Raw genomic sequence first — 14,690 nt, 5'->3', positions numbered from 1 at the left:
GATTGCTTCTAACGGTCGACAAGCGGAGGCGCGCACGACGGCCAAGCGCCGGGAGGACGAGAAGGGGCGGGGCGTTCCTCGCCTCCCATCTGCACCACGACCGCGGCATCACTGCGCTCGACGGTGCGGGCCGTGTCGTCGGCGTCGCCGGCTACAAGCTCGCGGTCCGCGCTCTGACCGGCGGTACGGCACGCGACGTGCTGTCCGTGTACGGCCTGCTGCGAGGGCTGCCCCGGCTCGCTCTCCTCGCCCTGTTCACCCGGAAACCCGCCGAGGGCGAACTGGATGCGTGGCGTGGAGTCGCAGGTCGTACTCCGGTCGGCGAACCGTCCCGGGTTCGGTGGAGGCTCTGGTGTGCCCCGGGTGTGGCGGAGGGGGATTAGTGGATTCTTGTGCCACTTGATGTTGAAGGAGTGGCATGGGACGACGTGGCTACCCGCCGGAGCTGCGGCGCGCACTCTCACCGTGGTCCGGCCCGGGCCGTGGTGGGGTGGCCGCCGGTGGCCATCATCCGTATCCAGCGGACGGGCGGGAGTGACAAGTGGTAGCGAACGACGGGCGGCCCGGGGCGGCGGTCCGGATCACGCAGATCGCCGGCGCTGCGCTGCCGTTGTATCTGATGATGATCGCCGCCTCGGCGGGAGCCCTCGTGGACACGGCGGTGCTCGGTCACCACGCGACGGCGTCGCTGGCCGGCCTGGCGGTGACCATGGCGGTCTTCGGTCCCGCGACCGCCGCGATCGCCGGGGCGCAGCGCGGGCTGATGCCATTCGTCACCGAACGGCGGGACGACCCGGACCGGTTGGTCCGCGTGGTGCGCAGCGGGATGTGGCTCGCGATCGTCACCGGGGGGCTGGGCGCCGCCGCGGTCGCCGCCGTTCCGCTGATCGGACGGCTCGGTGGGGTGCCGCGAGAGACGCTCGACCAGCTCGGCTCCTTCCCGCTGCTTCTCGCGATCTGCACGATCACGACCGCCCTGGGGGCCACGGCGACATCCGCGCTGATCGGCCTGGCCCGCAACCGGTCGGCGATGCGCGCCGGGCTGGCCGGCACGAGCGCGGCCGTGGCCCTGTCGCTGGTGCTCGTCGGTGGCGCGGGGCCGGTTCCGGCGCTGGGTCTCGACGGCGCCGGGATCGCGATGCTGAGCTCCAGTGCGATCAGTGCCACCGTGGCGCTCGTCGCGCTGCGCGGCGCGCCGCGGCTGGCCGGCCGGTCCCTGCTGCCGGGGCGGCCGCGTCCGGGCGAGATCCTTGGGCTGGCCCGGGTCGGGATCCCGCTGGCCGCCACCGTGTTGATCAAGTTCGCCGTGCTGGGGGTCCTGGCGTTCGCGGCCTCTCGGGTGGGCACCGGGGAGGCGGCCGTGTACAGCGTCGCGGTGTCGCTGGTGAACCTGATGTTCACCGCCGCCGTGGCGGTGGGGCAGGCGATCGTGCCGGTCGTGGCGGAACGCCTGACGGCCGTCGACCTTCACGGCATCCGTTCCGGTGTGCTGTCGGGGCTGATCGTCGCGGCGGGCGCGGTCATCGTGCTGGGCGGCGCGCTCACCCTCCTTCGCGGGCCGGTGCTGGAGGTCTTCAGCAGCGACCCGCAGGTACGCGCAGGTCTCGTGGACCTGTTGCCGCTGGTCCTCGCGGCGACCGTGGCGGACGCCTTCCAGGCCCTCTTCGGATTCGGACTCATCGGCATCAAACGGACGATGCCCAGCATGATGTGCTTCGCCGTGTGTTACGGGGCGTTGGCGATCGCGGCCGGTCCGGCGGCGGCGGTGGGCGGTCTCAGCGGGCTCTGGGGCGCGCTCGTCTCGGCCAACCTGGTGCTGGTCGCGGCACAGGGCTGGTGCTTCCGCCGGCACAGCGCGGCGGCGGCCGTTCCGGCCACGGCCTGAGCGCGCGCCCGGTGCCCGCTCCGGTGCCGGTCCGGGCACCGAAGCGGACCCCGGCTCAGCGCCGGCCCTCGCCGCCGGGCGATGCGGAGAACCTGTGGTCGCCCCTCAAGACCGAGCTGATCTACTGGCCGGGCACCACCTTCGCCACCCGCGCCGAGGCCGAGACGGCGATCTTCCGCTACATCGACGGCCGGTACAACCCCTGCCGCATCCAGCAGGGCTGGGCGGCCTGTCGCCGGACGAGTACGAGGAGGCGTTCTTACCGCCGCCAGCAAGATCAATCCGACCCGGCTACGAATCCGACCCGACCCTACCTGCGCCCGATAACCAGGTCTCCGGCAAAGCGGGGGACCTCACGGCCGGTCAGGGATTTCCGTCGGTAGCCCGCCACGGCGGCGTCTTACAGATCACCACCCCGCCCATACGATCTTCAGGGCGGTTCCCTTTGTATGGCCGGCTTCTGGCGATGCGGCTGGAGATAGGTCAGAACGGCGCGGACCCGGCGGTGGTCGTCGGTGCTGTCCGCAGGCAGGTCGAGCTTTGTGAAGATTGAGTTGATGTGCTTGCCGACGACCTTCTCACTGATGGTGAGCGCTGCGGTGATGGCGGCATTGGAGCGGCCCTCGGCCATCAGGGCGAGGACTTCGCGTTCGCGGGGGGTGAGCCGGGTCAGCGGGTCATGACGGCGGGTGAGGAGTTGCCGGACGACTTCGGGGTCGATCACACAGCCGCCGGCGGCGACCCGCTCGACGCCGTCGACGAATTCGGCTACGTCGAGGATACGGTCCTTGAGCAGGTAGCCGACCCCACCGGCGTCAGTCGATTCGAGGAGTTTGGCGGCGTACGCGGTGGCGACGTACTGGCTGAGGACGAGGACGGGCAGGCCCGGGTGCCGTAGGCGCAGAGCGACAGCCGCGTGCAACCCTTCGTCGGTGAACGTGGGCGGCATACGCACATCGGTGACGACCACGTCGGGGCGTTCGTCGTCAACGGCGGCAGCCAGCGCGATGGCATCGCCGACGGCTACCACGTGGTGGTTGAACCGGGCGAGGAGCGCGACCAGGCCCTCGCGCAGGAGGACCGCATCGTCGGCAAGGACTATGCGCAGCATCCGGCTATCCCGTTATCCAGTGCATGGCAGTTCCAGTCGCAGAATGGTCGGCCCGCCGGGCGGACTGGACAGGGCCAGTGTGCCGCCGTGCGCGTCGACCCGGTCGGCGAGGCCTGCCAAGCCGGTGCCGGCGGCAGGGTCCGCACCACCGATCCCGTTGTCGCGGACCTCGATACCGAGGCGGGCGCCGGCGAGTCCGCCGGTGACGGAAACCTGGGTTGCGGTGGCGTGTTTGGCGGCGTTGGACAGCGCCTCGGCGACGACGAAGTACGCCGTTGACTCCACTGCGGTCGGCAGGCGGTGAGGCACGTCGACCGCGACGGTGACCGGGACCGTCGCACGGTCGGCCAGTTCGGCGACCGCGGCGGGCAGGCCGAGGTCGGTGAGGACGTGCGGGTGGATGCCGCGGATCAGCTCGCGCAGCTCGGACAGGGCGGCCTTGGCCTCCTCCGCGGCCTGGTTGACGAGTGCCCGCGCGGTTTCAGGCCGATCGTCGAACTCCAATTGGGCGCCGACCAGCGTCATGCCCAGCGCGAGCAGGCGTTGCTGTGCGCCGTCGTGCAGGTCGCGTTCGATGCGGCGGCGCTCGACCTCGAACGCGTTGACCAGCCGTGCACGTGAACGGGTGAGCATGCGGACCGTCTCGCCGGACCCCGCCGCCAGCAGCAGGTGGGCCACCCTGGCGTGGGCGATTGCGGTGACCGGCACGGCGTAGACGGCGAAGAACCCGACGACCAGCAGGGCGAGGACGCCGAGCGCGCCGATGAGCACGGCGACGACGACGTCGGTGCCGGTGCCCGGATCCGTCGGGGCGCGGGTCGTAGTCAGGTTGATCGACATCAAGGCCAGGACCGGGGCGGACAGGGCGAGGACCGCCGCCAGGTTGAGCACCAGCAGTGCGCTGGCGTGCAGCCCGAGGTAGGCCAGTTCCCGCCAGGTCACGGCTTCCGCGCACCGGAAGCGCAGCCCCGCAATGGGCCCAGGCCGATCAGGGCGGACGTGCGGGTCCGGCAACGGTCTCCCGCCGAGCAGGACCACCCGCCGCCGCTCCAGCGCCACGAGAGGACGCGTCAACGCCGGTGCCGCGACCACGGCGCCGAGCACGAGCGCTGTGGGAAGCCAGATCAAGCAGAGCACGCCGACCACGGCACTGGAGAGCCCGTAGGCGACGGTCCGCAGAAGCCATAGCGAGGCGAAGAAGCGCAGCGGGTTGTCCCGCAGCGCCTCCCATGCCGTGTCCGCCATGACCATCACCGTAGACGGTGACGACGCCTGCGGGCATGGGTGCTGGCCCTCCCCCAAAGATGCGGGAGCACGCTCCTGTGCCACATCGCACCGGCAGCTTGCATGGAGCCCGTGACGACTTCAATCGAGTGCCGGGGACTGCGTAAACGTTACGGACGGACGGTCGCCGTCGACGGGCTTTCGTTCGCCGTGGAGGCGGGCCGGGTGACCGGGTTCGTCGGGCCCAACGGGGCGGGCAAGTCCACGACGATGCGGATGATTCTCGGGTTGGACGCGCCGGACGCTGGCACCGCGCTGGTCTGCGGCCGACCGTACCGAAGCCTGCGTAACCCGTTGTGCAGTGTCGGTGCACTGCTGGATGCCGGCGCCCTCCACCCCGGGCGCCGGGCCCGCGACCATCTGCTGTGGATGGCGCGATCCAACGGGATATCGCCGAAGCGGGTGGACGAGGTACTCGAGACCGTCGGGTTGGCGCCGGTCGCCCGCCGCCGGGCCGGTGGCTTTTCGCTGGGGATGAAGCAGCGGTTGGGCATCGCTGCGGCACTGCTCGGTGATGCGCCGGTGCTGCTGCTGGACGAGCCGGTCAACGGCCTCGATCCCGAGGGCGTCCACTGGATCCGTGGGCTGCTGCGCGGGCTCGCGGGACAGGGCCGGGCGGTGTTCGTGTCCAGCCACCTGATGAGTGAACTGGAGGACACCGCCGACCATCTCATCGTGGCCGCACGGGGCCGGCTCGTCGCCGACATCAGCGTCGCCGACCTGCTCGCCCAGGCGTCCGGCGACCGGGTCGTGGTGCGCACGGCGCGGCCGACCGAAGCGATAGCTGCGCTCACCGGTGAAACCGGCGCCACGGCCGCGTTGACCGGACCCGGGACCCTCGCTGTCGCGGGCCTCACCGGTGAGCGGATCATCGCCCTGCTCACCGGCGCCGGACTGCCCTTCTCCGAGCTCACAGCCCACCGCGCGTCCCTGGAGCAGGCGTACCTGGAGATCACCCGCGACGCGACCGAATACACCGCCACAAGGAGCGCGTGATGCCGGCCGTGATCCGATCGGAGTGGACGAAGTTCCGCACCGTGCGCTCCACCGTGTGGTGCCTGCTCACCGCGGTCTCCCTGATGCTGGTACTCGCGGTGCTGCAATCTTCGGCGAGCACGTTCACCCCGCGCGCCGCCGACGAACCGGCCGACCGGTTCCAATTCGTTCGTCAACCTGTGACAGGCGATGTCACCATCGTCGCCCGGGTACGGGCTCAGCAGGCGAGCCACCCGTGGGCCAAGGCCGGCGTCATCATCAAGGAGCACCTGGCGTACGTGGCAGTGATGCTCACCCCCCGCCACGGCGTGCGAATGCGCTCGGGCACGATCACCGATTTCGCCGGCAGCCCGACACCCGCGCCGCGCTGGCTCAAGCTTGCCCGCACCGGCAGCACCATCACTGGGTACGAGTCGAGCGACGGCGCGACCTGGCGTCGGGTCGGTGCCGTGACGCTCAGCGGACTTGCGCAGGCGGTCGAGGTCGGCCTCTTCGTCGCATCGCCGGACGAGGTCCGTGTCGTGGGCACCCCCGCCGCTAAACGGTATGAGACCGTGCACACCGTCGGGCGGGCGACATTCGACATGGTCGCCGTCACGCCGCAACCGTTGGTTGGCTGGAGCAGCCAGGACGTGGCCCCGCCACCCGTGCCCGGCCGCACCGAGCCCCCCGCGCCGCCGGCCGGCAGCACAGCCCGATCCGGCGGCGAGTTCACCCTGACCGGATCCGGTGAGCTCGGCCCGCCCGAGCCCGACCACGACCCCACCCGCCTCGACGCCGCCCTCAGCGGGGTCACCGTGGGCGTAATCCTTTTCGTGACGATCGGAACGCTGTTCATGACGGCCGAATACCGGCGGAACCTGACCTGGACGACATTCGTCGCGACGCCAAGGCGGGGCAGGGTCCTCGCGGCCAAGGCGCTCGTGCTCGGCGTCACCACGTTCGCGGCCGGCCTGGTCGCCATCGGTGCCGCCTTCTGGCTCTCGCAGCCGATCCTGCACGACCATGGCTACCGCCCGCCGTATTTCCCAGACCCGTCGGCCGCGACGGCCGTGCGCGTCATCGTCGGCAGCGCCGCATTCCTCGCCCTCCTCGCACTGTTCAGCCTCGGCGTTGGGGTGATCCTGCGGCGTACCACCGGAGCCATCGCCACCGTCATGGCATTGGTGTTCGTCCCACAGATCACCGCGCCCGCCCTGCCCGCGGACGTCGGCGCCCCGCTGCTTGAGGTCACCCCGGTCGCGGGCATGTCCGTCGGGTACCCCTGGAGCGGTGTGGCCGTACTCGCCGGTTACGCCGCGGCCGCCCTTGGCGTCGGGTATTGGCTGCTGTGCAGGCGCGACGCATGATCCTGCGCGCCGAATGGACGAAGTTGCACACGATACGCAGCACCGCATGGCTGCTATTGGCCGCCGCCACGTCGACGATCGCACTGGGCGCCGCGACGGTCGCCCTGACGACCGGGCCGGACCCGGTAGCAGCCGGTCTCTCGGGCGTCTACTGCGGACAGATCGCCATCGTCGTGCTCGCCGTGTCGGTGATGACCAACGAATATGCCAGCGGCCTTGTATCCACCACCCTGGTCTGCGCCCCGCGCAGGACCGGGGTCCTGCTCGCCAAGGCGGCGACCGTCATCGCGACCGTCATCAGCACCGGGCTGGCCAGTGTGACCGGATCGCTGGTCGCCGCCCGGATCCTGGTGGGGGACCAGGGCCTCACCGTAACCAGCGGACCGACCCTGCGCGCGGCCTTGGGCACCGTGCTCTACCTCAGCCTCGTCACCCTGCTCAGCCTCGGCATCGCGACCGCACTTCGGCACACCGCCGCAGCCCTCACCACCGTCCTGAGCCTGCTCTACCTCTTTCCGCTGCTCGCCCAGTTCATCGGCGACGAACGCTGGCACATCCGAATCGAGCGGTACGCACCGATGTCCGCCGGACTCGCCGTGCAGGCGACCACCAACCTCGGTGACCTGCCCATCGGACCGTGGAGCGGTCTCGGTGTCCTGGCCGCCTACGCCGGCGCCGCCCTGCTGCTGGGCGCGGTCCTGTTCATCACCCGCGACGCGTGAAGGGACACGTCAATGACCAAACGAACTCTCACGATCATCGGGGTTGCTGCCCTGGCTGGTGTCGCGCTCCTGCTGGTCCTCTGCGGGCTCCTTCCGTTGACGGCCGCAGGCCCGTGAGACAGATCGGCAACCTCACACGCGAACCAGCCCCGCACCTCACGCAAGATCAGCACCGTGTACCGCGTTGCCGCAGCACCTGCAACATGGTCACGAACGCCAATGCCGCACTCTCTCGCCGCTCCATGAAGAGCCCCGGTTTCGGCAGAGGCTCTAGTGTCTTGAGTCGTTAATTATTTGGCAGTATGCGGTGAGGGTTTCGAGGATTTCGTCGGCGGGTTTGGTCCACACGAACGGCTTGGGGTCGGTGTTCCACTCGTTGATCCAGCCGCGGACGTCGCGTTCCAGTTCGATGATGCTGCGGTGCGCGGAGCGGCGGAGTTTGCGGTTGGTGATTTCGGCGAACCAGCGTTCGACCAGGTTGAGCCAGGATGAGCTGGTCGGGGTGAAGTGCAGGTGGAACCGGGGGTGGCGGATCAGCCACTTGTGGACCTGCTCGGTCTTGTGGGTGGCGTAGTTGTCCAGCACCAGGTACAGCCCGACCACGTCGCGGACCTTGTCGACGAACTGCGGGCCGGCCGGCAGCTTCCAGGTCTGCACGGTGTGCGGCGTGAGGCCGAACGCCCGCCAGATCCGCGAGACCGCCGGCTGCGACATCCCGGTCGCCGCCGCCATCGACCTGGTCGACCAGTGCGTGTCCGCACCGGGCGTCTCCTGCAGCGTCGCGGTGACCACCCGCTCGACCTGCTCATCGGTGATCACGCGCGGCCGGCCCGGGCGCGGCTCGTCGGTCAGGCCCTCCAGCCGGCCGGCCAGGAACCGCGACCGCCACTTCGACACCGTGTTGCGGGAAGTCCCGGCCTGCTCGGCGACCCGGGCGATCGTGCCGCCCTCGGCGCACAACAGCACGATCCGCGCCCGCAACGCCAAAGCCTGCGAGGTCTTGCGGCGACGCACCCACCCGGTCAGCACCGACCGCTCCTCCTCCGACAACACCACCGGTTCCAGCTTCGGGCTCGGCATCCCCACAACCTACCGACTAACAAAGAATTATTGACTCAGAACACTAGTAGGGGCTTCACTCATTCACAGCCCACATCCGTCGCCCGCAACCGGGCTGTGATCTGCACACTCAGGCTGGAATGGGCTCACTGTGCTGCCAGGTCGCCGGGCGCCCGGGACGCGAGAACTGGCATTTATAGCCGCATTCCAGGACCAAATACCCTTTCAGTCATCAGGCCCGGCGAACTATGCCGCGTCAGTGAAGAGCTTCTTCTGGACCTCGAGGTAACGCCGCAGGTCAACAACTGTGCCACTCTCGGAAGCCGGTGCCTCTTCCTCAAGCTCGCTCAGGTCGATGGAGTTCTCGACGGCAAGCTGCCTCGTGGAATCAACCACGATCTGGACGAGCATTGCGGCCTGCTCAGTGGAGAAGTCCAGACTGATGCTGTCGCCGTTCTCGTCGGAGTAGGCCACGACAGCATCCAGTGCCGAGATGAGCTGGTCGATGATGTCTGCCTCAAGGCGTCCCTCATGGACCGCTTCCAGGTAAGTGCCCAGTGAGGCGTTGTAGCGCTCAACGCACTCCGGCACAGCTGCCTTCTTGCGCTTCCTCGCAGTGGCGAAGGCAGCGCCGCCCGCAATCACCGCCGCACCAACCACCAGCGTCGGGATGAACACGCGGGGGTTCTTCAGCACCGCCGCGACCCGCGCCGCCGCCGCTTCGTTGCTCACGGGAAGCTGGACTTCCTTCAGATGCTTCACGATCTGCCCGAGTTGGTTGCGCACAATGCCGCCGTACTGGATGAGGTCACCGCTGAGGAGCCCTGCCTCGATCTCAGGCGGGATGATGAAGGTTGATTGGCTGAGCACGTTCGTCCTCCGCGCGGTCGGTGAGGGCAGGTCGGCTGGCTCGTGGTGAAGCTCCGGGCAGGTCGGGATGCTGGCCGAAGACGGCGAGGTAGGCCTCGTCCAGCTCGGTCTCCAGCTCCCGGATCTGTCTGCGGGCCGCCGGTAGCTCAGCCTGCTCGGTCGAGGTCGTGCCGGGTGCCTGACCTTTGTCGATGAGGTCCTGTCCGCGCCAAGTGTAGATCGTCTGATCGCTGGCGCCCGGGTCCTGGACGATGGGGTACATCAAAGTCTCCACGCTTCCAGGGGATCGGCACCGGGGCGGTATTCGGCGTGGAGGGTGATGAGGATCCCGGCAACGGTTCCCTGCGTGCGGTGCCGGACGAGGCCGCCGTCCTCGTGGGCGAACCACACCAGGACGGGAAGCCGGTCGAGGGGCTGGCGGGTGAGCCACTCCAGCGCACGGAGCCGGGTGACGGTGGTCTCGATCTCGTGGACGGTCATGGGTTCTGCCCGGGGGAGTGTGGGAGACTACTGGGAGTTGATCAAGTGGGAAAAAGGGTGTTCACAACGGGATCAAGCGTGTCAGGAACGGACTCATTGTGGGGATGACCAGGGAAAATGCAGGTCACGGGTCCGCGCACGAAGATCTTCACGATCTTCGAGGGCACCTCGGAGATCCAGCGCCTGGTCATCGGCCGCACCATCACCGGCCTCCCCGTCCGCTGATGGTCCCGACCCCGGCGGCGAAACGACGTGGGCCGCTACGTACGGGTCCGGCGCTCATCGTCGTCGTGGTGGTGGTGCTGATCGGGCTGGCGGTCGGTGCGGCGGCGTGGCTTCACTCGGGCCGGTCCTTGGACGATTCCGATCCCTGCTGCCGGCTGCCACCCGACACCAGCGCGATCAGGGATGTGCCGCGGCGGTGGCAGACCGCCCTCGCCCAAGGCGATGTCCGGGCCGCGTGGGACCTGCTCACTCCCCAGGCGCAACGGCGGTACGGTTCGGCGGACGGCCTGCGGGCGGCCCTGCCCCGTCTCACCATGCACCCCGAGGGGCCGGCGACATGGCGGCAGGTCGCCGAGACCACCCAGGGCAGAGGCACGCCCAGCGCATTCTTCTACCTGCTCGTCGAGGACAGGACACTGCGCCCGGTCGGTGCCGTCGTCGCCCACTCGGTGGCCGACGGATCTCACGACGGACGGATCGCCCCCGAGGTCGCCGCGACCATGCAGATTCTCTCCCCGGCGTCCCGGGCCACCGTGGGGACCAGGCCGCGGATTCACGTGGCGACGGACTCTCCGCCGACGTACGTCGCCGTCCAGGCCGGCCGGCAGGCCGTTGGCGCTGTAGGCGCCATCCGCGGCACCGATGGTTTCGACGCGCCGTTCCCGGACCCGGGAACGGCGGTGAGACCCGGACCCACCCTGATCGTCGCGGTCGCCAAGGACAATGGACGCTTCTCCTACGGAAGCGTCCTGGTCACGGTTCGCTGAGGGTGGCCGTGTGGTCCGGGACGTAGCTCTGCATGCCGCGCGGTGAACGCTCGTATCCCGCCGGCTGGGGACGCGGCGGCAGCCGCAACGGCGGCCGCTGCACCTCGTAGTACGGGATGGTCGACAGCAGGTGCGCGATCATGTTGATGCGCGCCCGCCGCTTGTCCTCGCTCTCGACGACGTACCATGGCGCCTCGGGGATGTCGGTGTAGAGGAACATCTCGTCCTTGGCGCGCGAGTAGTCCTCCCAGCGGGTCATCGACTCCAGGTCCATCTCCGACAGCTTCCAGCGCCGCATCGGGTCGTTCATCCGCTTGCGGAAGCGGCGCTCCTGCTCGGCGGCGCCGACGGAGAACCAGTACTTGCGCAGCAGGATGCCGTCCTCGACGAGCAGCCGCTCGAAGCTCGGGCACTGGTGGAGGAAGCGCATGTACTCCTCCTTCGTGCAGAACCGCATGACCCGCTCGATGCCCGCGCGGTTGTACCAGGAGCGGTCGAACAGCGTGATCTCGCCCGCGGCCGGAAGGTGCTCCACATAGCGCTGGAAGTACCACTGCGTGCGCTCGCGGTCGGTCGGCGCGGGCAGCGCCGCGATGCGCGCCACCCGCGGGTTGAGGTACTCGGTGACCCGCTTGATCGTGCTGCCCTTGCCGGCGGCGTCGCGTCCCTCGAAGACCACGACGACCCTGGCGCCTTCGGCCCGCACCCACTCCTGCAGCTTCACCAGTTCCGCCTGGAGGCGGAACAGCTCCCGCTCGTAGAGCTCGCGGGGGAGTCTCTTGGCCTTGCCGTCCTTGCCCATCGGTGACTTCTACCTCCGCAGCACGCACCTGCTCCATGGAGAACGGGTGCTGTCAAGGGCGACAACCGCCCGCCGTCCGTATGTCCTAAACGTAGTGACTCGCCCTAGTTGCTCCTCTGGGGTGCTGCTTGTCTCTAGATCGGCCGGCCGACCACCCGGCCGGTCCCCCGAGACCGGGCTCATCCGCCCGCCTCCAGGAGGCAAAGGTGCCCAGGAAACGCTGGACCATCGTGACCGCGCTGGCGGCCACGGGAACGCTCCTCACCGCCGGCCTTGCGGTCCCCGGACAGGCCGCACCCCCACCGCCACGCTCCCAGCCCCCCGGCGAGCATCCCGAACCGCCCGACAAGGACGCCCGAACCGGCAGCCTGGCTCCCACGGCCCGCCAGTTAAGCGCCGCCCGGGGCGTGACGGTGCGGTGGAACAAGCTCGGCACGCCCGCCATTGTGACCGATGCCGGCCCCCTGGCCGCCGGCCTGCCCGGCGATCCGGAGAAGGCCGCCCGCGCGTACCTCACCGCGCACAGGGACCTGTACGGCCTGGACGCCGCCGCGGTCGGCGCACTGGAGAAGGTCGCGGTCAACCCCATCGGGAAGGGCGCGGCCGTGCTGCTGCGCCAGCGCTTCGGCGGCCTGCCCGCCGGCCATGACGGCCTCGTCGCGATCGGCGTCCGCGGCGGCGAGGTCGTCTCGGTCACCTCCACCCTCTCCCGTGCCGGTGCCGCCCCGGCGCCGGCCACGCTCTCCCCGAAGGACGCCGTGGCCGCGGCCGGACGCGATGCCGGGATCGCCGTCCCGGCCGGCGCGGGCCGGCCGGCGCGGCTCGTGGCGGTGCCCACCGCCGAGGGCGCCCGCAGCGCCTACCAGGTCACGCTGATCGAGCCCTCCGGGGCCGAGCCCAGGGCCGTCACCTCCTACGTCGACGCCCGCACCGGGTCCGTCCTGGTGCGGGAGAACCTCGTCGACCACGACGGCGACAACCCGCGCTGGTCGGTGTTCCCGGCGACCCCGTCCGGTGACTACTCCTCCCGCGACACCCGGCGGACGTGGTGTTCCACCCCCGCGCCGGGCTGCCTGCTCGCCGTCGGCGGCGACCCGTCCACCGGGCGGCCCTGGGACGTCGATCCGGCGACCGGCGCCTCGACCACCACCAGCCTGGGGAACGCGGCCCGCACCTACGAGAACCGCGCGAACGGCGACCCGTACTCCGTCGGCACCCGCACCAACGCGCCGAAACCGGACCGGACGTACCACTACCCGTGGGCCAACCAGTGGTTCAACGGCAAGTGCGACCCGGCGACGATGGACAGCCCCCAGGAGGCCGACCTTGAGGCGGCCGTCTCGAACCTGTTCGTCCAGCACAACCGGATGCACGACTGGTCCTACCGGCTCGGCTTCACCGAGTCGGCGTGGAACATGCAGGCCGCCAACGGCGACCGGGGCGGCCTCGGCGGCGACCCCGAGCAGGGCAACGCGCAGGCCGGGGCGAGGATCGCGAGCGTCCGCGACAACGCGAACCAGATCACCCCGCCGGACGGCATCGCCCCGATCACCAACATGTACCTGTGGCAGCCGATCGCGGGCGCGTTCTACTCGCCCTGCGTCGACGGCGACTTCGACATGAGCGTCATCGGGCACGAGTACACCCACGCCATCTCCGGCCGCATGATCGCCGGGCCGGACACCGGGTGGAGCGGGCCGCAGGCCGGGGCGATGAACGAGAGCACCTCCGACCTGTTCGCGATGGAGTACCTCAACGAGTACGGCTTCCGCGCCCCCGGCCGGACCCCGTACGTCGTCGGCGGCTACGTCACCGGTGAGCCGCGCACCGGAATCCGCAACTACGACATGAGCCGGAGTCCCCTCAACTACAGCGACCTCGGCTACGACCTGGTCGGCACCCAGGTCCACGCCAACGGCGAGATCTGGAGCGCCACCCAGTTCGATCTGCGCCGGGCGTTCGTCGAGCGCTACGGCGCCGGCGACGCCGCCCTCCAGCGCAAGTGCGCGGACGGGGCGGTACCGGTCGGCAAATGCCCCGGCAACCGCCGCTGGGTGCAGCTGTCGTTCGACGCGCTGCTGCTGATGGCCACCGGCCGGGTCAGCTACGTCGACCACCGCAACGCCCTGCTCGCCGCCGACACCATCCGCTTCGGCGGCAGGAACCACGAGCTGATGTGGAAGGTGTTCGCCCGGCACGGACTGGGAGAGGATGCGGCCAGCAACGGCCCCGCCGACGCCGACCCGGCGCCGAGCTTCGCGTCCCCCCTGTCGCGCAACGCCCAGGTGACGCTCAAGCCGGCCGGCGACGCCGAGGGCGCCAAGGTCCGGCTGTACGTGGGCGACTATGAGGCGCGGGCCATGCCGGTGGCCGACACCGACCCGGCGACCCCGCTCGGCGCCACGTTCGCCCTCACGCCCGGCCGCTACTCCTTCGTCGCGGTGGGCGAGGGCTTCGGGCACCGGAGGTTCACCGCGACGATCGGCTCGTCCCGGCGGACGCTGCCGGTCGCGATGTCCCGCAACCGGGCCGCGGCCGTCAACGGTGCGACCGCCACCGGCGACGGGACCTCCCAGCCGGCGCTGCTGGACGAGACCGAGGCGACCAACTGGCAGTCGGTGCAGGCCCCGGTCGCGGGCCGCCAGGTGACCGTCGACCTGGCCGGCGACCGCCCGGTGCGGGTCGGCCGGGTGCAGGTCAGCGCGATGCTGCGGCCGTCGGTGCAGGACGACCCCGAGGGCGCGAACGCGACGCAGAACCGGTTCACGGCGCTGCGCGCCTTCCGGTTGCTGGCCTGTGACGCCACGAAGGCCGACTGCTCGCAGGACGCCTCGTACCGCACCGTCTACACCAGCCCGGCCGACGCCTTCCCGGCCGACCGGCCGCGGCCGACGGCGCCCGACCTCACCCTGCGCTCGTTCGACCTGCGCGACACCGAGGCGACGCACCTGCGGCTGCAGGTCGTCTCCAGCCAGTGCACGGGTGCGCCGGCGTACGCGGGCGAGCAGGACGGCGATCCGCGTTCCAGCACCGATTGCGGCACCGCCGCCCCGCTGGCGGGGGTCGTCCGGGCGGCCGAACTCCAGGTGTTCGCCCGGTAGCCGCGGGCCGCCGGGGCAGGGCGGTGTTGTCGCGCGGTA

Annotated in this window: 15 protein-coding genes; 8 read left to right on the top strand and 7 right to left on the bottom strand. The window is 70.3% G+C overall.

The window, feature by feature from the left end; genetic code table 11:
- The 3 genes from AF1_RS35915 to AF1_RS37070 all read left to right on the top strand — a co-directional run.
- Nucleotides 1-383 (top strand): hypothetical protein (locus AF1_RS35915; RefSeq protein ID WP_217999830.1); only part of this gene is annotated, 383 nt, incomplete at its 5' end.
- Between the two features lie 158 nt (nucleotides 384-541).
- Nucleotides 542-1,885: an MATE family efflux transporter gene (locus tag AF1_RS18405; RefSeq protein WP_207394184.1), complete on the top strand. Its 1,344-nt coding sequence runs from the start codon at nucleotides 542-544 to the stop codon at nucleotides 1,883-1,885.
- The gene (locus AF1_RS37070; RefSeq protein WP_407642238.1) at nucleotides 1,837-2,268 is read left to right on the top strand and encodes an IS3 family transposase; all 432 of its coding nucleotides are present in this window, start codon (nucleotides 1,837-1,839) and stop codon (nucleotides 2,266-2,268) included. Before AF1_RS18405 ends, AF1_RS37070 begins: the two co-directional genes overlap by 49 nt.
- Before the next feature lie 47 nt (nucleotides 2,269-2,315).
- On the opposite strand, the gene AF1_RS18400 is transcribed toward AF1_RS37070, so the two are convergent.
- Both AF1_RS18400 and AF1_RS18395 read right to left on the bottom strand, forming a co-directional pair.
- Nucleotides 2,316-2,993: a response regulator gene (locus AF1_RS18400; RefSeq protein ID WP_207394187.1), complete on the bottom strand. Its 678-nt coding sequence runs from the start codon at nucleotides 2,991-2,993 to the stop codon at nucleotides 2,316-2,318.
- A gap of 15 nt (nucleotides 2,994-3,008) precedes the next feature.
- Complete coding sequence (locus tag AF1_RS18395; protein WP_084263072.1) at nucleotides 3,009-4,241, bottom strand: sensor histidine kinase; 1,233 nt, start codon at nucleotides 4,239-4,241, stop codon at nucleotides 3,009-3,011.
- A 102-nt stretch (nucleotides 4,242-4,343) separates the two neighbouring features.
- On the opposite strand from AF1_RS18395, the gene AF1_RS18390 reads away from it, so the two are divergent.
- The 3 genes from AF1_RS18390 to AF1_RS18380 are packed head-to-tail and all read left to right on the top strand — an operon-like array spanning nucleotide 4,344 to nucleotide 7,347.
- On the top strand, nucleotides 4,344-5,276 hold the full coding sequence (locus AF1_RS18390) for an ABC transporter ATP-binding protein (protein WP_067800335.1): 933 nt from the start codon (nucleotides 4,344-4,346) through the stop codon (nucleotides 5,274-5,276).
- Entirely contained in the window at nucleotides 5,276-6,625 is a 1,350-nt protein-coding gene (locus tag AF1_RS18385) for a DUF1349 domain-containing protein (RefSeq protein ID WP_067800332.1), read from the top strand. Before AF1_RS18390 ends, AF1_RS18385 begins: the two co-directional genes overlap by 1 nt.
- Nucleotides 6,622-7,347, top strand: a complete 726-nt coding sequence (locus AF1_RS18380; protein WP_067800362.1) for an ABC transporter permease — start codon at nucleotides 6,622-6,624, stop codon at nucleotides 7,345-7,347. Before AF1_RS18385 ends, AF1_RS18380 begins: the two co-directional genes overlap by 4 nt.
- 270 nt (nucleotides 7,348-7,617) lie before the next feature.
- Here the strand turns inward: AF1_RS18380 and AF1_RS18375 are convergent, their stop codons facing one another.
- The 4 genes from AF1_RS18375 to AF1_RS18360 all read right to left on the bottom strand — a co-directional run bounded on the left by AF1_RS18375 (nucleotide 7,618) and on the right by AF1_RS18360 (nucleotide 9,756).
- Nucleotides 7,618-8,427 (bottom strand): IS630 family transposase, encoded by an 810-nt coding sequence (locus AF1_RS18375; protein WP_067800329.1) that lies wholly within the window; start codon nucleotides 8,425-8,427, stop codon nucleotides 7,618-7,620.
- A gap of 225 nt (nucleotides 8,428-8,652) precedes the next feature.
- Nucleotides 8,653-9,276 (bottom strand): hypothetical protein, encoded by a 624-nt coding sequence (locus AF1_RS18370; protein WP_067800326.1) that lies wholly within the window; start codon nucleotides 9,274-9,276, stop codon nucleotides 8,653-8,655.
- Nucleotides 9,242-9,538: a hypothetical protein gene (locus tag AF1_RS35675; RefSeq protein ID WP_084263071.1), complete on the bottom strand. Its 297-nt coding sequence runs from the start codon at nucleotides 9,536-9,538 to the stop codon at nucleotides 9,242-9,244. The genes AF1_RS18370 and AF1_RS35675 overlap by 35 nt, the downstream gene beginning before the upstream one ends.
- Complete coding sequence (locus AF1_RS18360) at nucleotides 9,538-9,756, bottom strand: hypothetical protein (RefSeq protein ID WP_067800322.1); 219 nt, start codon at nucleotides 9,754-9,756, stop codon at nucleotides 9,538-9,540. The genes AF1_RS35675 and AF1_RS18360 overlap by 1 nt, the downstream gene beginning before the upstream one ends.
- A 224-nt stretch (nucleotides 9,757-9,980) precedes the next feature.
- Here AF1_RS18360 and AF1_RS18355 point away from each other — a divergent pair, with 224 nt between their 5' ends.
- A complete protein-coding gene (locus AF1_RS18355; protein WP_131732929.1) occupies nucleotides 9,981-10,748 on the top strand; it encodes a hypothetical protein in 768 nt (255 codons plus the stop codon).
- On the opposite strand, the gene ppk2 is transcribed toward AF1_RS18355, so the two are convergent.
- Entirely contained in the window at nucleotides 10,735-11,550 is an 816-nt protein-coding gene (gene ppk2 / locus AF1_RS18350; protein ID WP_067800316.1) for a polyphosphate kinase 2, read from the bottom strand. The genes AF1_RS18355 and ppk2 overlap by 14 nt on opposite strands.
- 206 nt (nucleotides 11,551-11,756) lie before the next feature.
- On the opposite strand from ppk2, the gene AF1_RS18345 reads away from it, so the two are divergent.
- Nucleotides 11,757-14,651, top strand: a complete 2,895-nt coding sequence (locus AF1_RS18345; RefSeq protein ID WP_067800313.1) for a M36 family metallopeptidase — start codon at nucleotides 11,757-11,759, stop codon at nucleotides 14,649-14,651.
- The last annotated feature ends 39 nt before the right edge of the window (nucleotides 14,652-14,690 follow it).

The organism is Actinomadura formosensis NBRC 14204, assembly GCF_001552155.1.
GTDB lineage: Bacteria > Actinomycetota > Actinomycetes > Streptosporangiales > Streptosporangiaceae > Spirillospora > Spirillospora formosensis.
Note: the sequence above shows the minus strand (reverse complement) of the source record. Positions and strands in the feature narration are given on the sequence as shown.

What these genes read in the sequence shown, in the direction of transcription:
- AF1_RS18395 (WP_084263072.1), bottom strand. Translation starts at nt 4,241, where the DNA reads ATGGCGGACACGGCATGGGAGGCGCTGCGGGACAACCCGCTGCGCTTC.
- AF1_RS18390 (WP_067800335.1), top strand. Translation starts at nt 4,344, where the DNA reads ATGGAGCCCGTGACGACTTCAATCGAGTGCCGGGGACTGCGTAAACGT.
- AF1_RS18385 (WP_067800332.1), top strand. Translation starts at nt 5,276, where the DNA reads ATGCCGGCCGTGATCCGATCGGAGTGGACGAAGTTCCGCACCGTGCGC.
- AF1_RS18380 (WP_067800362.1), top strand. Translation starts at nt 6,622, where the DNA reads ATGATCCTGCGCGCCGAATGGACGAAGTTGCACACGATACGCAGCACC.
- AF1_RS18375 (WP_067800329.1), bottom strand. Translation starts at nt 8,427, where the DNA reads ATGCCGAGCCCGAAGCTGGAACCGGTGGTGTTGTCGGAGGAGGAGCGG.
- AF1_RS35675 (WP_084263071.1), bottom strand. Translation starts at nt 9,538, where the DNA reads ATGTACCCCATCGTCCAGGACCCGGGCGCCAGCGATCAGACGATCTAC.
- AF1_RS18360 (WP_067800322.1), bottom strand. Translation starts at nt 9,756, where the DNA reads ATGACCGTCCACGAGATCGAGACCACCGTCACCCGGCTCCGTGCGCTG.
- AF1_RS18355 (WP_131732929.1), top strand. Translation starts at nt 9,981, where the DNA reads ATGGTCCCGACCCCGGCGGCGAAACGACGTGGGCCGCTACGTACGGGT.
- ppk2 (WP_067800316.1), bottom strand. Translation starts at nt 11,550, where the DNA reads ATGGGCAAGGACGGCAAGGCCAAGAGACTCCCCCGCGAGCTCTACGAG.